At 55.7% G+C, this 19,094-nt stretch carries 19 protein-coding genes; 13 read left to right on the top strand and 6 right to left on the bottom strand.

The genetic code is table 11. The features are described from left to right. Positions 1 to 2: 2 nt before the first annotated feature. Positions 3 to 1,673 carry a sigma-70 family RNA polymerase sigma factor gene (locus Q31a_RS01315; RefSeq protein ID WP_145072844.1) on the top strand — a complete coding sequence of 557 codons (1,671 nt, stop codon included), beginning with the start codon at positions 3 to 5 and terminating at the stop codon, positions 1,671 to 1,673. Positions 1,674 to 2,033: 360 nt separating this feature from the next. Here the strand turns inward: Q31a_RS01315 and dinB are convergent, their stop codons facing one another. The 4 genes from dinB to Q31a_RS01295 form a co-directional block, all read right to left on the bottom strand. Continuing rightward, positions 2,034 to 3,227: a DNA polymerase IV gene (gene dinB, locus Q31a_RS01310; RefSeq protein WP_145072841.1), complete on the bottom strand. Its 1,194-nt coding sequence runs from the start codon at positions 3,225 to 3,227 to the stop codon at positions 2,034 to 2,036. 123 nt (positions 3,228 to 3,350) lie between these two features. After that, positions 3,351 to 4,472 (bottom strand): hypothetical protein, encoded by a 1,122-nt coding sequence (locus Q31a_RS01305; protein WP_145072838.1) that lies wholly within the window; start codon positions 4,470 to 4,472, stop codon positions 3,351 to 3,353. An 18-nt stretch (positions 4,473 to 4,490) separates the two neighbouring features. Further along, entirely contained in the window at positions 4,491 to 4,742 is a 252-nt protein-coding gene (locus Q31a_RS01300) for a putative collagen-binding domain-containing protein (protein WP_197356006.1), read from the bottom strand. A gap of 21 nt (positions 4,743 to 4,763) precedes the next feature. Continuing rightward, positions 4,764 to 5,885 carry a hypothetical protein gene (locus Q31a_RS01295; RefSeq protein ID WP_145072833.1) on the bottom strand — a complete coding sequence of 374 codons (1,122 nt, stop codon included), beginning with the start codon at positions 5,883 to 5,885 and terminating at the stop codon, positions 4,764 to 4,766. A gap of 234 nt (positions 5,886 to 6,119) precedes the next feature. On the opposite strand from Q31a_RS01295, the gene Q31a_RS01290 reads away from it, so the two are divergent. After that, positions 6,120 to 7,718 carry an NfeD family protein gene (locus Q31a_RS01290; RefSeq protein ID WP_197356004.1) on the top strand — a complete coding sequence of 533 codons (1,599 nt, stop codon included), beginning with the start codon at positions 6,120 to 6,122 and terminating at the stop codon, positions 7,716 to 7,718. Positions 7,719 to 7,748: 30 nt separating this feature from the next. Here the strand turns inward: Q31a_RS01290 and Q31a_RS01285 are convergent, their stop codons facing one another. Beyond that, the gene (locus Q31a_RS01285; RefSeq protein WP_145072827.1) at positions 7,749 to 9,269 is read right to left on the bottom strand and encodes a sulfatase family protein; all 1,521 of its coding nucleotides are present in this window, start codon (positions 9,267 to 9,269) and stop codon (positions 7,749 to 7,751) included. Positions 9,270 to 9,368: 99 nt separating this feature from the next. Next, positions 9,369 to 11,036, bottom strand: a complete 1,668-nt coding sequence (locus Q31a_RS01280) for an aryl-sulfate sulfotransferase (protein ID WP_231691020.1) — start codon at positions 11,034 to 11,036, stop codon at positions 9,369 to 9,371. A 334-nt stretch (positions 11,037 to 11,370) separates the two neighbouring features. Here Q31a_RS01280 and Q31a_RS29865 point away from each other — a divergent pair, with 334 nt between their 5' ends. The 11 genes from Q31a_RS29865 (at position 11,371) to Q31a_RS01225 (ending at position 19,093) form a co-directional block, all read left to right on the top strand. Then, entirely contained in the window at positions 11,371 to 11,952 is a 582-nt protein-coding gene (locus Q31a_RS29865; protein WP_197356003.1) for a DUF5658 family protein, read from the top strand. 346 nt (positions 11,953 to 12,298) lie between these two features. Then, positions 12,299 to 13,147, top strand: coding sequence for a DeoR/GlpR family DNA-binding transcription regulator (locus Q31a_RS01270; RefSeq protein WP_145072821.1), 849 nt, complete (start codon positions 12,299 to 12,301; stop codon positions 13,145 to 13,147). 31 nt (positions 13,148 to 13,178) lie between these two features. Beyond that, positions 13,179 to 13,886: a phosphate propanoyltransferase gene (gene pduL, locus Q31a_RS01265; RefSeq protein WP_145072818.1), complete on the top strand. Its 708-nt coding sequence runs from the start codon at positions 13,179 to 13,181 to the stop codon at positions 13,884 to 13,886. A gap of 77 nt (positions 13,887 to 13,963) precedes the next feature. After that, the gene (locus Q31a_RS01260; RefSeq protein ID WP_145072815.1) at positions 13,964 to 14,248 is read left to right on the top strand and encodes a BMC domain-containing protein; all 285 of its coding nucleotides are present in this window, start codon (positions 13,964 to 13,966) and stop codon (positions 14,246 to 14,248) included. A gap of 118 nt (positions 14,249 to 14,366) precedes the next feature. Further along, positions 14,367 to 14,636 (top strand): BMC domain-containing protein, encoded by a 270-nt coding sequence (locus Q31a_RS01255; RefSeq protein ID WP_145086694.1) that lies wholly within the window; start codon positions 14,367 to 14,369, stop codon positions 14,634 to 14,636. A gap of 92 nt (positions 14,637 to 14,728) precedes the next feature. After that, positions 14,729 to 15,934 (top strand): acetate/propionate family kinase, encoded by a 1,206-nt coding sequence (locus tag Q31a_RS01250; RefSeq protein ID WP_145072812.1) that lies wholly within the window; start codon positions 14,729 to 14,731, stop codon positions 15,932 to 15,934. Positions 15,935 to 16,019: 85 nt separating this feature from the next. Further along, positions 16,020 to 16,334 carry a EutN/CcmL family microcompartment protein gene (locus Q31a_RS01245; protein ID WP_145072809.1) on the top strand — a complete coding sequence of 105 codons (315 nt, stop codon included), beginning with the start codon at positions 16,020 to 16,022 and terminating at the stop codon, positions 16,332 to 16,334. 53 nt (positions 16,335 to 16,387) lie between these two features. Then, complete coding sequence (locus Q31a_RS01240; RefSeq protein WP_145072806.1) at positions 16,388 to 17,833, top strand: aldehyde dehydrogenase family protein; 1,446 nt, start codon at positions 16,388 to 16,390, stop codon at positions 17,831 to 17,833. 12 nt (positions 17,834 to 17,845) lie between these two features. Next, positions 17,846 to 18,106: a EutN/CcmL family microcompartment protein gene (locus Q31a_RS01235; RefSeq protein WP_145072803.1), complete on the top strand. Its 261-nt coding sequence runs from the start codon at positions 17,846 to 17,848 to the stop codon at positions 18,104 to 18,106. A gap of 7 nt (positions 18,107 to 18,113) precedes the next feature. Then, positions 18,114 to 18,785, top strand: a complete 672-nt coding sequence (locus Q31a_RS01230) for a hypothetical protein (RefSeq protein WP_145072800.1) — start codon at positions 18,114 to 18,116, stop codon at positions 18,783 to 18,785. Next, entirely contained in the window at positions 18,782 to 19,093 is a 312-nt protein-coding gene (locus Q31a_RS01225) for a EutN/CcmL family microcompartment protein (RefSeq protein WP_145072797.1), read from the top strand. Before Q31a_RS01230 ends, Q31a_RS01225 begins: the two co-directional genes overlap by 4 nt. Position 19,094 lies beyond the last annotated feature (1 nt).

Genomic DNA, 19,094 nt, shown 5'->3' with positions numbered 1-19,094 from the left:
AGATGCATCAAGATTACCGCATCGCTTTGGTTCGTGAACTTTGCGAACACCAAGTTAAATTCACACCGCGTGGAAAGCGTCTCGAACAAGCAGATCGTGCCGAACGACTGCTGGGAGAGCTCGATTTGGCCCGCGATTACCCTTACGAGTTCATCTACTATCGCGTAACCGATTACCGACCAGAGGAAAACAACCGCAAGATGGTCCGTGGTGAGGATGCCGCGCACGATTTGCGTCTGTTCGTCGAAGACGTAACCGACTCACTCAACCTCAAAGTGGAAGAGGCTCAAGAGCCAGTTCACTCCGTAGAAGACTTGAGCCGCATGTTCAACGTCTCTACCAAAACGATTTCCCGCTGGCGAGATCAGGGGCTAGTCAGCCGTCGATTCCTAAACGATGGCCGCAAGCGAGTCGGGTTCCTGCACAGCAGCGTCGAACGCTTTGTGGCGAGAAACAAGGATCGCGTGCGCCGTGGGGAGCGATTCAGCCAGCTGTCTGCTGATGAGCGTGCAGAGATCATTGAGCGTGCACGTTCTATCGCTGCCGAAGGACACAACTTGTCTGAAGTCGCTCGTCAAGTTTCGTTGGCGGTGAGTCGCAGCGTGGAAACGATTCGCTACACGATCAAGAATCACGATCGCAAGACGCCTGAACAAGCGGTATTCCCCGATTCCCGTCCGGTCCTGACCGATATGGACAAAGCGGCGATTTACAATCAGTACCAACGCGGAACGGGCTTGAGCCAACTTGCCCGTCAATACTCCCGCTCACGCAGTTCCGTGCTCCGAGTGCTGAATGAACAGCGTGCTAAGCTGATCATGGAACTACCGTTGGAGTACATCGATAACGAACTGTTTGCACGTCCTGGAAAACGACAGGAAGCCGAGATTTTGGGCGAGATGCCTGAAGCGATGATTCCACCTCGCAAGGTCCGCGCCCCAAGTGGTCTACCCACCTACCTCGCGTCCCTGTACGACGTCCAACTGCTGACGCGAGAACAGGAGTATCACTTATTCCGAAAGATGAATTACCTCAAGAGTCGTGCCAAGAAGCTGCGTGAACAACTGGCTACCGAAGACCCAACCGTAGCGCTCATGGAAGAAATCGAGGGCTTGTATCAGTCGTCGGTCGACGTCAAGAATAAGATCGTTCAAGCGAACTTGCGACTGGTCGTATCCATCGCCAAGCGTCACATGAAGAGCTCGGATGACTTCTTCTCGTTGGTCAGCGACGGCAACATTTCGCTGTTCCGCGCCGTGGAGAAATTCGACTTTTCGAGAGGCAACAAATTCAGCACGTACGCCAGCTGGGCCATCATGAAGAATTTTGCCCGCTCGATTCCAGACGAGTTCAAGCACAATGACCGCTTCCGCACCACTGGTGAAGAAGTGTTTATGGCGCACGAAGATACTCGCCGAGATCATTTTGCCGAGGAAATTGCTCAAAAGCAGCGTGAGACGCAAATCAATCGCATCCTGGGTCGTCTCGACTACCGTGAGCAGCAAATCATCATTCGACGCTTCGGCCTGAATCACAGCGAAGAACCGTTGACTCTCAAGGAAGTGGGTGCTGCCTTGGGGGTTACCAAGGAGAGAATTCGCCAAATCGAAGCTCGTGCGTTGAGCAAACTGCGCGAAGCAGCAACATCCGAGCACATCGACGTGCCTGAATAGTCCTTTCATGCACACACTGAGGTAATCCCCCAATCCTGGTCGCTGACGCGACCAGGATTTTTTTGTGGAGTCACCAGCTGGGCATATTTTTCACCGCAACCAAGCGCGCCCAATTGAACCTGTGGATTTGCTCGATTTCCAGCTTGCACCTGCGTGCAACTCAAGTCGCACGAGCAAAGCTCACGAGTTTCAGTCCCCAAGCAACAGGCCCTTGAGGAATCTTCAAAGCTCTTCAAACCACTGACGGCTACCCCCCTTAAGCCCAACGTCAACGGTAGTGCCAAACGGCTTGAGCAACGCACGGGAAGTGTAGACTCCGAAGCGCAAGCCTAGAAAGAATCGTGGCTGCCGAGCAATAGCCTAAGAGCCCCGTTTTAGATCGACCTGATGCTGCACCAGGCTGGCTCGGCGCATGGCAGAACGCCCGAACTGCTGACGAATCGCATCCAGGGTTGAATCGATTTGCGCCGTCGCTACCTGCTTTGGCTCCCCCTCGTCGTTAAACAATGTCAGTTGTTGCGGGCGGGCCGTATCGAGATTGGTAATCCCAACCCCCAGCAGGCGAACCGCCAACTGTCGCGTAGGCATCGCCTCTCTCAAGAGTTTCTGTGCCACTTGCCAAACGACATCTGTGGAATCGGTCGGTGAGTCCACACTGCAGGATCTGGTGATTGTGTGAAAGTCGCTGTAGCGGAGTTTGAGCTGCACGGTACGCCCGAGCTGGTCATGGGTGCGAAGCCGACAACAAACCTGCTCGGTCAACTCCAGCAACCAAGCCTGGAGCACATCAGCGCAGTCGATATCGACCGGAAATGTCGTTTCATTCGAAATTGATTTGGCTTGCCGATCCGAGACCACCCTTCGCTTGTCAATCCCGCGGGCCAGCCCCCAGAAGTGCTCACCGGCATTCCCCAATAGGTGCCGCGACTGTTCAACGGTCAGTCTCTGAAGATCACCGAAGGTGGAGAGTTGCGCAGTGGCGAAGCGCCGCTCAGTCACCTTACCAACGCCCCACAGTCGTGAGATGGGCAGAGGGGCTAACGTACTCAGAATGCGATCACTGGCAATGACGGTAAACCCATCGGGTTTCTCGAGATCGCTGGCCAATTTTGCCAAGAACTTGTTGGGAGCCACTCCCACAGATGCAACTAGATTCAATTCGTTCCAGATCGATTCCTTAATGGCGCGTCCGATCTTCTCAGCCGTTCCAAAAAGTTGCTCACAGCCGCTAACATTCAAAAATGCTTCGTCCAACGATAGCGGCTCGACTTCCGGCGTATACCGATTGAAAATATCACGAATACGCTTAGAGACGTCGACGTAGTGCGACATTCTTGTACGGACCAAGATGGCTTGCGGACACAGTCGCAGAGCTTGAGAGGTAGGCATCGCACTATGGACGCCGAACTTGCGAGCTTCGTAGCTGGCAGTACTGACGACGCCACGTCCGGTGGGTGAGCCGCCGACGATCACTGGCTTGCCGCGCAGTTCGGGACGGTCACGCTGTTCGACGGAGGCGTAGAATGCATCCATGTCGACGTGCAAAATTGTCATCAACGCGAACCTAAAAGAACCCCTCTTCTCCCGACGCTCACCAAACGTGATTGCCCTTCATGCCAGGTGAAACGCCGTGCCCCGGAGAAGAGTTATGGGTCACAAGACGTATCGTCCCCAGGCCTAGCCCGACTCGCTACGGAATACCGCATCTTCCTCACGATTTCCGACTTTGCCATCCACGGCTGGGGCTGAAACCACTTTGAGCCATTCGTCGCTTCCCTCGCGAGATGTCCCCACCACCAGCCTTCGTGAACCGTCGAGCGTGTGTTCCTCCCACCCTCGGGCTTGGATCCATTCTCCGACGACCGCCTGCCCAGCATAGGTAGGAGTGCCTGACAGCACCGATTGTATCCGCGGATGCGACACTCGGTATACCGCTGGACTGGCAAAGGCGTGGGTATCGTCCACGACTTGAGCAAGCAGCTGCGTCTTCCCGATCTTTTCGCCGGCGATCAGAGCTTCTGGAGGTGGATTGTCAACACAGCTCAAATCAATCTTCGTCCCCATCACCGAGAATTTGTTGTACTTGCGGCGTTCATGCCAGCTGTACTCAGCGAGCGATAATTCGCAGCCGCGACGCTGGTACGCAGCTTGCCACTGCTCCGGCGTCAAGCCTTGCCAGTCACCTCGCTCCATCGCATTCTGGGCAAGTTGCTGGGCTCGCAAAAAGTTTTTCATACCATAGACAACGCAGTCGATATCGCTGTCCGCCCCGGCGGCTCCCAGTAGATGAGATCCTGTGATCCCCCACTCGCCGGTCAAGCCACCTCCCGTCGGCCCAGTCTGCGGGTGTCCTGCCGCTAGCTGTCCTGCCGCTAGCTGTCCTGCCTCTAGCTGCCCTGTCTCTAGATTTCCTGCGTCTAGGTGTTGCCGAATGGCCTTCAACGCTGGGGCCAGGGTAGGGTGGTGTGCTGCACGGTACAGCTGCCGCTGTTCTTCCAGAAAGGCTGCAGGCCGATAGTGGCGAATGACGCAAGACTCGGGAACTCCATGCAACTGCACATCGCGCCGTGGACAATGATACAGCCAATCGGGGTGCTGTTTCTGCAGGAGTTGCTGGCTTTCAAGCGAGCCAAGTTTTCGGAGCCCCTCTGATCGACGCGTGTAGCGCAGGGACGTCAGCACGCGGCCAGCTTCAACTCCGTGCACTACGACGGCAAAAAGCTGCCCATCGGCAGTCTCCACAAAATCCTTGGCGAGATAGCCCCAGCGCTGCCGAAGGCTAGACTCAACTGTCTGCATACGATATCGATCGTTCAACTAGAATTTCCGTTTCGCGACCACACACCAGTTGGCTTGTCCTGGCGCTGCCAGCGTTAGCAGATCGTCCGCTTCGACTTCCGACTTAGGGCCCCACTCTCCGGTATCAATATCAATCCACCGAATGGACCATGCTTGATTGGGAACCTGCAATTTGACCACAACTTCACCTCCCTGTGGAAAATAGGCAACCCAAGCATCACCATCAGCCGCGGCCAGATAGGCCTCATCCTCGCTGCGTTCCAGGAGCAAACCATTGTTGGGCTCCAGGTCCTACAAATTTACCAGCGATTCCATTTTCCGACACGCCCGGATCGCCGCTTTGGCGGGATCACTAAGCCCGAGACCGGACGATGGTCGATGGAACCGTGCCGCAGCGGCGCCGCCTACCACATGCCGCCAGAACCGACTCACTCCATCCTGACTGGTGTGCCCAAACTTATTATTGTCCGCCCCATAGGTCTTGACGGTATTGATCGGTCGCGGCTGCTCCAACAATCGACTGCGTAGCGTCTGAAAGTTGTCCCAGTGCTTCTGCCCCTGTTGATGGTTGTTCTGAGAAACATCCACAAAATCATATCGCTCGGGATGCTCAAGTGTTCTTCGGTGCTGCGGGCCAGCCAGGTTCCAGTCGTCCCACATTTCGGTAATGCATACCGATTGATTTGCATCAGTGGCAGCCCTGCGAATGTAGTCCGCCCAATAGGTTGCCCAACTCTCCTCTCCGTTCGTCTCATTATCGATGCAATACAGGACATGACCATACTTGAGAGAATGGGCTAGCAGCTTGTCCACAAACCTTTGTTGATATTGCAAAACAGTGACATTGTTCTTTTGCTGCGGAGTGGTAAAGAAAAAGGGTTGCTCGTTGGCGCCTGGATGGTTTGGGTAGCGGCTTGCTAGCCCAGATTCCTCCTCCGTGTAATTGATATTATTGACCGGGTTGTAGGGATGCGGCGGCCATTTGTCGGTTGAATAATCGAAACGATCCCAGACTTCAATCTGAACAACGATGTTCCGTTCTGCAGTCCCTTTCAACATGCTCTCAAATCGATTCCAGTACTCATCATTCCACTGCTTCAAATCGAACTTCCCGTTCTCCAACTGCGCGAACGGATCGACCTCGAACCCCTCATCGTGCCGATCGCTCATCGTATTGCGGATGTAGTTTGCCCCGACTTCCTGCATTTCGTCCAGATGGGCTGCAAGGCCAGGCAACTGGAACAGATTGTCGTCGACCGAACCACCCAACAAGAGCACATCCCGGCCTTGGTAGTTCCAATAGAAAGGATGGGAAAGACTCGGCCGAATGCGGCCGGACTCCTCCGCGGCTTCCTCTCCACGAGCACAAACAGTTGGCACGATAGCAAGAAATAGAACCAGGAGCCGAAGCATGATACGCTTTTTCGAAAAATCAATAGGTGGATCGCACTTTCACCCACAAGTAGAATAGGCTGGCCCCCGTTAAAGGTTCAACACAATCGGACCATTGGATTCACTCTCCAATGTCCTCGTGCTGCGTAAGGGAAGCAAGCGGTCGGCGCGACCGAAAGCACGGACTACATCATAACCGCTGACTCGACTAGAATGGGCGACGTCTCCCATTCTCTTAGCGAAGCATCCAATGCCATGCATGCCCGTCCAGTTGCACCCCTTCAATGCAGCCTCCTGTGTGTAGCCCTTCTGTGCGTGGTCGGCGGGGTTCCATTTTCCGCCTCTGGACAAGAGCTTGAACAACAACCGCCCGAGCAAGCTGCTGCAATCGCAAAACAAGTGGACGACGAAGTCCTCGCGCGGCAATTCGGCCTGGCGGTTTGCATCGAGGTGGAGGGGCCTATCTTTGGACGCTTCCATTGGTTTCTCAATCAACGTCTCGACTGGGCCAAGAAGCAGGGTGCAGATCTCGTAATCATCAAACTGACGAGTCCAGGCGGAGATTTAGAACAATCCCTGCAACTAGCCCGACGACTGCGAGACATCGATTGGGCAACCACCATGGTTTACATCCCCGAGGAAGCGATCAGCGGCGGTGCCATTATTTCCTTGGGTGCTGAACGCATCTACATGCAGGAGGGGGCGCTCATTGGCGACGCAGGACCTATCCAAATGGGCTTAGACTTGCAATTCCGCCATGCACCAGAAAAGATTGTTAGCTACTTAACCAGTGCACTAGCTGAACTAGCCAACGGCCAACAGCGACCGGCCGCATTAGCGGAAGCCATGGCGGACAAATCCTTGACCGTTTACGCAGCGGTTGAGCGCCAGACTGGCCAAATCGTCTACCTCAAAGAGTCTCAAACCCAAGAGGATGCCGTCGAGGAATTGTACGACATTCGCGGCCCAGTTCCCGAGACGGGACAGAATCGCTTCCTAACGCTGGGAGCAGACCGGGCCCTGGAACTCCGATTATGCGAAGGGGTGTTCGCGTCCGAAAGGGATTTCCTACAGCAGCTCAACATCGCTTCCTTGGCTACTACCAAGATGACCTGGATCGATCGAACGGTCTTCCTCCTCAACCGGCCATGGCTAACCGCACTCCTACTGATCGCAGGCCTCATTGGTCTCTACTTTGAACTGATTGCACCGGGAATCAGTGTGGCTGGCCTGACGGCCCTATGCTGCTTCGGACTCTTCTTTTGGAGCCACGCTCTTGGCGGCACTGCCGGTTGGCTGGAAGTGCTATTGTTCGCCTTAGGGATCATCTGCCTGATATGCGAACTCTTCGTCTTGCCTGGTTTCGGGGTCTTTGGATTATGCGGTTTTGCCTTCACGGGTATCGCCCTGGTAATGGCCAGTCAAGACTTCGTGATTCCTAATTCGGCCATGCAGTGGAATCAACTGCAGACGAATCTCCTAATCGTGCTGGGAGCCATGCTGGGCGTCATCTGCCTGTTTGTCGTTCAAGTCCTGGTATTGGATTCGATTCCTGGGCTCAATCGCTTCCGACTGGCCACACCAGAACACCAAGACACACCCACACTGAGTGATGGTGGATCAGAGAACAACTTCACTGCTCTAACGCAATCCGACAGAGCAACCCAAGCTCTCCTGCAAGTGGGCATGGAGGGCAAAGCGGAATCTGACTTACGGCCTGCCGGCAAAGCCTCGTTCGGTTCGCACTTAGTCGACGTGCTCACCGAGGGAGACTACGTGGATGCCGATACGCTAGTGGCGATCCTTCGCATTGAAGGAAATCGCGTCATCGTTCGCGCAGTTCACCATGCGTAAATTCGCAATGATCGCCGCAAGCACTTCGCGTTACTGCCCAATCACGGCAGCTTGATCGGGATGCTGGCTGAGCTTCGCGTGCAAGTCGCGCATGCGTTGCAGTTGCTCGGGATGGTCCGCGGCTACATCCTCGATCTCTGCAGTGTTCTTACTGAGGTCAAACAGCGCCCCTGGTGCCTCTAGCTCTACTGTTGCCCAAGGTCCCAGGTGCTCGCGAGTCTTTCCTGCAGGCACATACTTCCATTTGCCAACCCGCAAGGCATGGTTGCCAGCCTCATGGATAAGGTGGGGACGACCGACGGGATCCTTGCCGAGTAGGGTTGGCAGAGCGTTGCGACTGTCCTGGCAGGCTTGCGGTGGAACCTGCGCACCGACAAGCTTCGCCAGCGTAGCGGCCAGGTCAATCTGCCCAAACAGGGCGTCTGACGTCGTGTTGGGTGCAATATGTTCAGGCCAGCGCAAGACCATGGGAATGCGCGTCCCGCCTTCAAACGCAGAATACTTTCCACCGCGAAGCGCCCCATTGGCTTGATGGTCGCCGAGCTTTTCATTTGCGTCATCATGGTAGCCATCGTCAAGCACTGGACCGTTATCGGAAGTGAAGATCAGCAGCGTGTTGTCCACGAGATCCAGTGCCTCCAATTTGGCCATAACTTGGCCGACACACCAATCGAGCTGAAGCATCGCATCGCCACGAGGCCCCAAACCCGACTTGCCTGCAAAGCGAGAATGCGGGACGCGTGGCACATGAATATCGTGTGTCGAAAAATACAGGAAGAAGGGCTCAGCCTGATGATCGTCGATAAACTCAGTCGCCTTGTGGACGATCACGTCCGCCATATCCTCATCCACCCAACGCGCCGTCTCTCCGCCCGTCATCCACCCAATGCGAGAAATTCCATTGACGATGGTTTGATTGTGACCATGCGACCACTTCTGCTTGAGCGTCTCAAACGCTTCAGCACCGGAGGGATTCGGATCAATCCGCTTTCCGTAACTTACCGCGATCGGATCTGCTGGATCGAGATCGACTACGTGCCCTTGCTCTAAATAGACGCAAGGCACGCGATCGCCCGTAGCAGGGATCAAAAAGTGATAGTCAAAGCCAATTTCCCCCGGGCCAGGACGCACATCTTGATTCCAATCAATCTCCTGGTCCCCCAACCCTAAGTGCCACTTCCCAACGACCCCGGTGGTGTAACCGGCAGATTTCAGCAGACTGGGCAACGTGTTGGAACCGGCTTCGATGATCATGTTCGCGTTTCCGCGTGCAATGCCGGTCCCCTTTTGGCGAAACGCGTATTGCCCGGTTAGCATCGCGAAGCGGCTCGGCGTGCATGTTGCGGCCGAGCAATGGGCATCGGTCATGCGCAGTCCTTCCGCGGCAATGCGATCGATGTGCGGAGTGAGCAGGGTCGTCTGCCCATTGCACGACACATCACCGTAGCCGACGTCGTCCGAATAAATTAAGACAATATTGGGACGCTCGGCTGCAGACACCCAAGTCAGATTAAGGAGGAGTAAACAGAAGATCGAAAAGGTTTTTTTCATATCAAGAATCAGCCTTAGGAATAACAAGAATTACCGCCATTAAAACGATGCTTAGCCATCCGTTTAAAATGGCACAACCACGAAACCTCAGTGTGCATCCTAATGCAACACCTCCCGCTTCTCATGGGGATCCCGCTCGAATCGAGGCACGGGTTCATCTACGGCCAAGGGATCGATCCGGAAGCCATCGATCAAGTTAGGCAACCGCATGGCGCGGTAGACCGACCAACCAAAGGGGCTTTCCATTCCGCTATCGATCTGGATCTCAAACACGCGTTCCGGCTGAGCATCACGCGTCAATTCAAAAATCCTTGCCCACTGGCGTTCACCCGGCACGTTGTCGCTCGGGGTCCCATCCGACAACTCGACGTGTCCACCATCGGTAACCAAGATATTCTGCGTGTTGGGCAGCCAATCGGCTTCGCAATAGAACGGACTGTAAAAGGGATCGTCCTCCCCCCCCGAATATTCGAACACTTGCTCAACCGTCATCGCCTCTTCATCAATCCTGAACTCAACGACCCGGCTCTGATTCTCGTAAGCTTGCATTGGCTGCTGGAATGGACGTGCACGATAATTGCCGTTGTCATAGAGCATCAAGGTTCCACGCGGTGTCCACTGAGGTGCATGTTGATGATAGCACCAAGCCAACTCTCCTACCGGCTTCAACATGTATTGCTGCCAGACGTCTGCCCAGCCCTCTGGATTGCCGAATATCCAGCGAATCTCATGCGTCTTCCAATCCAACTTCATCACGCAATCTTGATGGCGAAACGAAATGAGAAGCGCCGATTCATCCGGCAAGTACGTCAGACCGTTTGCATGGCTCCAGTCTCGCGAGATAACATTCCCCTCCTCATCGTTGTACTTATCCTTCCAAAAGCTTCCGAGCGACATGTAGCCCAGACGCTTGTTGTCCAACACGCTGGACAAGGGAAAACGTTTAACAATCACCCCAGTCCTAGGATTGAACTCCACGATATCATCGCACACCACATGCGCTGCAGCCCAAGGGGCCTCGGGATCCAGTTCACTGGTCGGGAACTCCTCAAAATGCTTCAGAACGGTTGCCAATGTCAGGAAGTTTCCGTTAGGAAGCTCGAGTATATCGTGGTGCGTTGTATCAATTCCAACCGGAATCGAACCGGAATCAGGCAGCTCCGTCAAGTTGGTTGCCACCCAGCGATTGATGTCGCGTCCTAAGATGTCAATCTCATAAGCGTACCGATAATTGCCGTGCTGATAGAGGATGTGCCCGTTCTTCAAGATGCGCATGTCGGCAATGCGGTCCGTCGTCTCGCAAAACCACACCACTTGTCCCTCAGCATCCAAAGCCACGATGTATCCGTAATCGAGGATACTGATGGAGTCCTTCCAAATGTTGGTGGCAAAGAAGGTAACCCCTGGTTCCATCCGTTGCGGCTCCGCGTGCACTACGGAAATGGGTGGAAAGTTGTCGGGCAGGGGGGGAGTTTGGAAGAACAGCGGCTCACTCCATTGCTCCTGCACGGAGTCTGCAGCGTCTACCCGGACTCGTATGGTATGCGAGCGATTCGGTCGCATCCCCATGACTGCCACGCGATGCTTTGTAGCGGGCTTCACCGGCCACGGCTGAATCCAAACTCGATCTCCATCGGAAATCTCTAGCGAGGGCACGACTTCTACAGGCGACTCGAGATCGACGATTGCGACCAACGGCACCCGTTCGATCGGATTGCCACGAATCGTCGGCTGCCCGACAAACAGATCCGCTACATCAACTTGCATCGATCCCGAATCGTCCGCTGGCTCTTCTCGATCACAACCTAAGCCAAGGCATGAGCACACGCAGAACAACAGGTAAAGAGAATGGTGCATTGAGGCGACATTGTGTAACAGTAAAGGATAGAATGACTCGACACGCTCTTAAGACAACCAAGTCCGCAGTCCGCCTAGCTTCAAATTTCGGGGGAGTGGATTGGTGGCAGTGGACGAGGCACTAGAATTATAGTGCCAAACGCTATGCAAGTTTTGGCAGGGAAGTCAGTTTTGTGCCGCCCGACGCCCGAGTTCTTCCTAGCCAGTCTCCCGCCACTTCCCATTGAGGTTCTGAGAAATCGACATGACCCGCGAGGTATTAGAGATCGCCCCACATCGGGTACTGGGCATTGAGCCTGGCGCCAGCCGTCGCGAGATTGAAGCGGCGTACCACCGAGCGCGCCAGAATCTCGGCAGCCGCTCTGGCGGCCCCCCAGATTGGATTTCCGACCTTATCGACCAGGCCTACCAATGCTTGAACGAGACGACCGAATCCGACCGCCAAGTCGCAAGTGCTCCCCGCAGGCCCTCCCCCAAGCCGGCGTTGCCACTCCAGTCGACGGCGGCCTGGCGACAACAACTCCCGCTCCAGAACGAGTCGACGTACTTCATCCTGCTGAACGTCCTCGACATTTTCATGACCTACTTGCTACTCAACTTCCATGCAGTCGAGGCGAACCCCATTGCCGACTACTTCTACCAACACTGGGGCTTTCGAGGCATGATTGCATTCAAGCTCATCCTGGTGGCCTTCGTGTGCATCACCGCCCAGATCGTGGCTCGACGCAATCTGCCATACGCGCGCGGAATCCTCTGGACCGGAATTGTGATTGTTGGAGTGGTCGTGATCTATAGCGTCAGGCTGCTAGCTGGCGAAATCGGCTGACAGGGCAGGAGCTGCGCCGCGATGCGGCACTAAAATGCCCCCAAGCATCCCTGCAGGTAGGGGCGGCGGTCGCAACAGCGGGTTTTACCAGGGGCCCCTCGCGTTGAGGCTAAAGACGGGCTACCCCCGTCCAACGGTGCACAACACCAGGAGCGGTGAGCCACGCGGCTGTAGATGGCTGACGACAGAAACCAGTCACCCCCCTACATAGCCTTCAAAGCAACCGTAAATTGCGAGGTTTAGGTCAATTCCCCAGCCTTATTGATTGCATTTCTCCCAACCGCTGGTAGATTTGAGCGTAGCAAAACCACAGTGTGACACAAAACCACCAATTGCGTGACAGAAATTGAGCAACGGGGCCGCCACCGACCTGAGAAGACTCAAGCTCCGGGAGCTAATCCGAAGCCAAGGCTTTGTGTCGATCCCCGATCTGCGTTCAAGTTTGGATGTCAGTGAATCGACCATTCGTCGGGACTTGGATTTCCTGGAAGCGGAGGGGGAGGCGAAGCGGACCCATGGTGGGGTTTTTTCCACTGGCCCGACCTCGTCGCTGGGAGTGTTTGAGACCCGCCGCGCGGAACAATGGGAAAAGAAGAGACGGATCGCCGTAGCGGCAAGTAAGCTGGTAGAGAATCACGACACCCTACTGCTCGACGGGGGCAGCACCACGTACGAGTTGGCCAAGCAGTTGGTAGGACGCCCGTTACAGGTGGTGACCAACTCCCTACCACTCGCCAACCTGTACGCCGCCAGCGACCAGATCGATCTGGTTCTACTTGGTGGATACGTGCACAGCCGGACTGGCGTTTCGCTCGGCCCCTACGCCAACGAGATGCTCAGTAGTCTGAATGTCCAGACAGCCGTCTTGAGCATTGCGGGCGCGGACCGCCGCGGTTTCTACAACAGCAATTTGCTGCTGGTGGAAACCGAGCGAGCGATGATGGACTGTGCCGACCGCACCGTCATCGTGGCCGATAGTAGTAAGTTCGGCAAATGCTCACTGGCGCGATTGTGCGGCTTGCATAAGGTGCACGTGGTAGTTAGCGACGACGATTTGAGCGAAGAGTGGCAGAACCATCTGCTCGACGCAGGCGTGGAGCTGGTGTTGGCTGGTAGCGATCCAGAACATGCCGATCTGGCGAACCAAGTGGGCGGGACCACCGCGCCAGAGAACGAAACACCGAAAGACAATTGAGCACCTAGCAACCTCAAAGAAATTTTGCATCATGCCCACTCACACCGCCGACAGGCAATACGTCGAGAGTTTAGTGCGTCAGATCGTTGGTCGCGTCGCACAAGCCAGTGGTATCCAATCACCACCATTGGCAGTCAAGCCAGAATTGCGCGTTAGCATTTCGGCTCGGCATGTTCATCTGACCGACGCCCACGTGGAGCAACTATTCGGCAAGGGGCACACGCTTACGCCCGGAAAGGATCTTTTCCAAGACGGATTCTATGCGGCCAAAGAAACGGTCATGATTGTCGGCCCACGCAAACGGATGCTTCCTGAAGTTCGCGTCTTGGGACCGACGCGGTCGTTTAGCCAAGTCGAACTCGCGCTCACCGATGCGATTTCCCTGGGCATCCAAGCTCCCGTGCGTCACTCGGGGAAGATCCAAGGCACGCCAGGCTGCGTCCTGGTAGGCCCCGCCGGCGCCGTCGAGCTTTCCGAAGGTGTAATTCGCGCTGCCCGTCACGTCCACATGAGCTTCGAAGAGGCAGCCTACTATGGCGTCGAAAACGGAGACTTGATGACCTTGAAAGTCTCGAGTCCCGACTGCAGTGTATCGTTTGACGACTTGCTGGTGCGCGCCGATAAGGCGGCCAAGCTGGAGGTCCACATCGATACCGACGAAGGCAACGCGTGCAATCTAGACGCGGCCACCTCAATTGAACTGAAACCCCAAGGTGACTGCAAGTGCAAAGGGCACTAGCGCGCACCGACCACTAAACTTTAACGCAGCCCTACGGGGCTGAATTACTCATGCCAAAAGCGAGGAGAAAATCGAACATGGCAAAGATTTCGGAAGCGTTGGGAATGATTGAAACCAAGGGTTTTGTAACCCTGGTTGAAGCTGTCGATGCAATGATGAAAGCTGCCAATGTGCAGTTTTTAGGATGGGACAAAGTCGGCAACGGCTTGGTCTCGGCGTTTGTTGCAGGTGACGTAGCGGCTGTAAAAGCAGCCACGGATGCCGGTGCAGCAGCTGCCGGACGAGTCGGTGAAGTGGTGAGCGTGCAAGTCATCGCCCGCCCTCACGAAGACCTATCCAAGATTTTGAACGTCGGCGGCTAGGCGACCCCCGCGACTACCACAGTCGCTTCGCCCAATCGATCACAAGACAAATAGCACAATGAACAATCAGTTAAATGAAGGGCAGCCCCCTTCCGCTCCAGCAACAGGCTTAAAGAACATGCAACAAGCAATTGGACTAATTGAAACCAAGGGACTCCTGGCTTTGGTCGAAGCGACCGACGCGATGGTCAAGGCAGCCAACGTAGAAATCGTTAAGCGAATCGATATCGGCGGTGGACTGGTCACCACGGTCGTCAGCGGCGATGTCGGTAGCGTTCGTGCAGCCGTCGAGGCAGGTGCCAGCGCCGCTTCGCAAGCAGGTGATCTTGTGAGCAGTCACATCATCGCTCGTCCCGCTGAAGGACTTGCCACCGCTTTTTTCGGCTAGAGCGATCCTCGGCAACGGGTGCCAGCCAGCTTGGCCTAGCTAAGCATGCGGTCCCCGTTGACGCATTACAACACCCCCAAGCAGGAGCAGGGATGAAGGTTCTCGTCGCCAACTTAGGCTCTACAAGCTTCAAATACCGCTTGTTCGACATGACTCCAGAATTGTCTGGGCAGCCCGCGCAGCAACTCGCGCGGGGTGGTGTAGAACGCATCGGTTCACCGAGCAGCCCTTGTTCGGTAGAAATTGGAGAGTTCCAAGGAAAGATGGAGCTGGAAGTCCCCCATCACGGAGTCGCAGTCCGCGCTTGCATTCAGCAGCTCACGGACCCAGACAACGGTTGCCTGACGGGGCCAGAAGAGATCGCTGCGATCGGATTCAAAGCGGTGCATGGAGGACGTTTCCAAGGCGTCTTTCGCATCAACGACGAAGTGCTGGATGCCATGGAAGAGGTCAGCTCGGTTGCGCCAGCGCACAATCCGCCCTACTTGGCGGCAATGCGATTGTTGGCTTCAACGGTTCCCGACATCGCCCTGGTAGCTGCCTTCGAAACGGATTTTCACCAGACGATACCCGCCGCGCGGCACCACTACGCCCTTCCTAAAGCCTGGGCCGAAGCGTTGCCGATTCGCAAATGGGGATTCCACGGTGCAAGTCATCGATATATCGCTACAAGAAGCGCCGAAATCCTGAAGCGGTCCGATGCGCGAGTCATTTCGTGCCACCTCGGGGGCTCCAGTAGTCTATGCGCCATCCAAAGCGGCAAGAGTGTGGCCACCACGATGGGCATGAGTCCTCAAACGGGATTGCCTCAAAACAATCGCGTCGGTGACCTCGATCCATTCTGTCTGCCAATGCTCATGCAGCACACCGGCAAGAACCTAGAGGAAATACTGGCAGCACTGTCCAGCGAAGCAGGCCTGCTCGGCCTCTCCGGCGGAATCAGTGGTGACATTCGTGACCTGGAATCGGCCGCTCAGAATGGCAATGCCGATGCCCAACTTGCTCTCGATGTCTACGTGGCTGAAATCCGCAGACAATTCGGTGGCATGCTGGTCGCCTTGGGCGGATGCGATGCCTTGGTCTTCACCGGTGGAATCGGTGAGAACGGAGCCAGTATTCGAACCGCCGTGTGTGCCGGTTTGCAAGAACTGGGGCTGGCCCTCGACGAACCGAAAAATGCTGCCACCCGAAGTAGCGAAACGCGCATCGACGATGGTACCAACCGAACTCAAATTTGGGTTCTACCGACGAACGAAGAGTTGATTGTAGCCCGCCAGACGGTCGCCGCTCTGGCTTAGTTTCCCAGCGCACAAAATGAAAGCCTTGCTCTCCCAGTCCTACCCACCGCCGTACGGCGGGAGAGCATTTTCAAGGTACCGAAGTATGTTTGTTGCCAAAGTAACCGGATCGATCATTTCGACCACCAAGGTCGATTCAATGCGCGGTCAAAAACTGCTGGTTGTCGAACCCTATCGGCTCGAATCCAACAAGCGCGATCAACTGGTCACTACGGGGCGTACTTTTGTAGCGGTCGACACCCTGGGCGCTGGCGTCAACGACTTCGTCTTGATCGTCCAAGGCAGCAGCGCTCGCTTTACGCCCGAAACTCAGAAACTACCAATCGACTGTGTCGTCATTGGGATTGTGGACTCGGTCAATATTGAAAAACAAGACGTCTACAATCGCAAATCCAATTGAACTCGCCACGGATGCCATCCACCCAAGAGTCCAAACACAAGATAGTTAAGAACATGCAAATCAACGAAGATCTCATACGAAGCGTCGTGTCCCAAGTCCTGCAAGAAGTTCGTGGACAAGGTAGCCAACCAGGCCACAGCCATGGAGCGGAAGCTGGACGCTTCGGACAATTTGATTGCGCGGATAAGGCCGTTGCCGCCGCTCGCTATGCCTTCGAACAACTTCGTTCACGCCCCATGGAAGACCGCAAAAAAGCGATTGACCATATTCGCCGCATTTCGATCGACCAGCGCGTCGAGCTCGGCACGATGGAAATGAACGAAACTAAAGTCGGGCGTTTGGACCACAAAATCGCCAAACTTGAAAGCCTCGGTAAACTAGCTCCTGGAACCGAGTTCTTGACGACCCAAGCCTTCAGCGGCGACCGCGGATTGGCTGTTATCGAACATGCGCCGTTTGGAGTAATCGGATGCATCACTCCGGTAACTCACTCGCTGCCCACGATTACCGGTAATGCCGTCAGCATGATTGCTGGTGGCAACACCCTGGTGGTCAATCCGCACCCCAGTGGCCGCAAGGTAGCCGCCGAGGGTGTGCGACGATTCAATCAAGCCATCTACGACGATATCGGTATCGATAACCTCATTTGCGTGATCCGCGAACCGACACTTGAATCGGCCGCCGCGATCTTCGGCAACCGCGATGTAGCGTTAATTTGCGTAACCGGTGGACCAGCGGTCGCCCGTGCCGCCCTCAATAGCGGCAAGCGTGCCATCGTGGCCGGCCCTGGAAATCCTCCCGTAGTCGTGGATGAAACGGCTGACCTGGATCGCGCCGCGCGGTGCATTATCCAAGGTGCATCCTTCGACAACAACCTGCTGTGCATTGCCGAGAAGGAAGTGTTTGTCGTCGAGTCGGTTTTCGATGCCATGATGGCTGCCATGCAGCGTGCTGGAGCCGTTCCACTGAACCAAGCTCAGATTGCCCAGCTCACCTCGGCGGCCTTCCAAGAGGTAGGGGAAGACCGACACCTAGCACCCACCAAAGCTCTGCTTGGGCAAGACGCCGTCAAGCTGGCGGCCGCTGCCGGTGTGACGGTCGCTCCCAGCACTGAATTGCTGTACGGCGAGACTCGAGAGGAGCATCCATTTGTGTCGATTGAGCAGATGATGCCCTTCCTCCCCTTCGTCCGCTGCCGCGATATCGACCACGGCATCGAACTGGCCCAGCATTACGAACACGGCTACCGCCACACCAGCATTATTCACTCGCGCGATGTCCACAACATGACCAAGATGGCGCGTGCCATGGATACGACCCTATTTGTGAAAAACGGTCCTTGCATGGCCTCACTGGGCCTCGGTGGCGAGGGATACATCTCCTTCTCGATCGCCGGTCCAACAGGTGAGGGCGTGACCAGTCCCATGACCTTCACCCGCGAGCGACGCTGCAGCCTGATCGACGACCTGTGGATCCTAGGAGATCCCGGCACCCGCTAGGAAAATCGCAACATGCAAGTCGCAATGATCGTCGGAACGACCCAATCTACCGTCAAGCACCGGACGCTGGAGACTCACAAGCTGCTAGTGGCCCAACCGCTGCTCGCCGATGGAGTCTCGGCCGACGGCGCGCTGACCCTGGCCGTAGATCGATTCGGGGCCGGTATAGGCGATCGAGTCATGCTCACCAGTGACGGTGGGGCCATTCGTGAAATGTTCGGAGTCGAAAATTCCCCGATCCGTTGGGCCGTTCTAGGCCTCGTGGACAATTGAAGCCGCCATGGAATTAACCGCAGCACAAATTGACATTATCGTGCGCACCGTGATTGAGCGAGTGCGTTCGATGAGTGCTGGAGCGGCGCAAGATCCATTGCCCAACGCCCCCTCAACAGTGTCCAGCTCAACGTTGGAGCTCGCCCACTCGCTGGTGACACTGGAGTCACTGCGGGGGCGGTTGGATGGCATTCAAACCGTTCAAGTTCCTCCGCAAGCGGTAGTAACCCCTGCGGTTCAGGACGAATTGCGTCAACGGAACGTACAGCTTTTGCGATCGAAGCCAGCTTCCACCCCACAGTCCGGTCCCCCATCGCAGTTGCTCGTCCTAGCTCCAGCTGAAATGGAACAGCACCTAGCCAGTCAAGTTGCACAGGCCGGCGGCGATTTTTGCAGATCAACTCAAGCAACGAAGGCCGATCTTTCGCAAATCGAACTTCATATCCACCACCCAGCACATCGAGCATTATGGTGCACCGACCAGCCCTTTGCGGCGCAAGTGGCCTGCCTACGCAGCCAGCATCAAGAGCTACGTGCCGTCCAGATTTCTGGGCTAGCCGATATCCAACAAGCCGTCACAGAAGCGGAGCCTAGCGTCTTGATCCTCAACCAAAGGGATTGGACAACCGCGGCCATCGGCAATGCGCTTCGAGCCTGGAACAGGAGTACCCTGCAGTGAAGATTTACAAAGTCCTGGGCAGTGTGACCCTCAGTCGCTTTCACCCAACCTTTACCGGTGCACGGCTGGTCGCGGCCGAGTCGGCAGATGCAGAATTGCTAGGAACCCCAGCCGCAGAAAACCCCGACTTACTGATCGTGTGGGATGCACTAGGAGCCGGATTGGGCGCTAAGATTGCCGTCAGTGACGGAGGCGAAGCGGCCCAACCGTTCCGCCCAGAGCTGAAAGCGGTCGACGCCTATTGCTCCGCTATTCTAGACACCGTCAATATCGATCCCCAGACCGTACAACAGATTAAATTTCAGTAGA

Source organism: Aureliella helgolandensis, assembly GCF_007752135.1.
Classification (GTDB): Bacteria; Planctomycetota; Planctomycetia; order Pirellulales; family Pirellulaceae; genus Aureliella; species Aureliella helgolandensis.
This window is presented reverse-complemented; position numbering and strand designations above follow the sequence as displayed.

Excerpts from the sequence above, each read along its gene's own strand:
- Q31a_RS01315 (WP_145072844.1), top strand. The coding sequence starts at position 3 with ATGCATCAAGATTACCGCATCGCTTTGGTTCGTGAACTTTGCGAACAC.
- dinB (WP_145072841.1), bottom strand. The coding sequence starts at position 3,227 with ATGACAATTTTGCACGTCGACATGGATGCATTCTACGCCTCCGTCGAA.
- Q31a_RS01305 (WP_145072838.1), bottom strand. The coding sequence starts at position 4,472 with ATGCAGACAGTTGAGTCTAGCCTTCGGCAGCGCTGGGGCTATCTCGCC.
- Q31a_RS01295 (WP_145072833.1), bottom strand. The coding sequence starts at position 5,885 with ATGCTTCGGCTCCTGGTTCTATTTCTTGCTATCGTGCCAACTGTTTGT.
- Q31a_RS01290 (WP_197356004.1), top strand. The coding sequence starts at position 6,120 with ATGCATGCCCGTCCAGTTGCACCCCTTCAATGCAGCCTCCTGTGTGTA.
- Q31a_RS01285 (WP_145072827.1), bottom strand. The coding sequence starts at position 9,269 with ATGAAAAAAACCTTTTCGATCTTCTGTTTACTCCTCCTTAATCTGACT.
- Q31a_RS01280 (WP_231691020.1), bottom strand. The coding sequence starts at position 11,036 with ATGCAAGTTGATGTAGCGGATCTGTTTGTCGGGCAGCCGACGATTCGT.
- Q31a_RS29865 (WP_197356003.1), top strand. The coding sequence starts at position 11,371 with ATGACCCGCGAGGTATTAGAGATCGCCCCACATCGGGTACTGGGCATT.
- pduL (WP_145072818.1), top strand. The coding sequence starts at position 13,179 with ATGCCCACTCACACCGCCGACAGGCAATACGTCGAGAGTTTAGTGCGT.
- Q31a_RS01260 (WP_145072815.1), top strand. The coding sequence starts at position 13,964 with ATGGCAAAGATTTCGGAAGCGTTGGGAATGATTGAAACCAAGGGTTTT.
- Q31a_RS01255 (WP_145086694.1), top strand. The coding sequence starts at position 14,367 with ATGCAACAAGCAATTGGACTAATTGAAACCAAGGGACTCCTGGCTTTG.
- Q31a_RS01250 (WP_145072812.1), top strand. The coding sequence starts at position 14,729 with ATGAAGGTTCTCGTCGCCAACTTAGGCTCTACAAGCTTCAAATACCGC.
- Q31a_RS01245 (WP_145072809.1), top strand. The coding sequence starts at position 16,020 with ATGTTTGTTGCCAAAGTAACCGGATCGATCATTTCGACCACCAAGGTC.
- Q31a_RS01240 (WP_145072806.1), top strand. The coding sequence starts at position 16,388 with ATGCAAATCAACGAAGATCTCATACGAAGCGTCGTGTCCCAAGTCCTG.
- Q31a_RS01235 (WP_145072803.1), top strand. The coding sequence starts at position 17,846 with ATGCAAGTCGCAATGATCGTCGGAACGACCCAATCTACCGTCAAGCAC.
- Q31a_RS01230 (WP_145072800.1), top strand. The coding sequence starts at position 18,114 with ATGGAATTAACCGCAGCACAAATTGACATTATCGTGCGCACCGTGATT.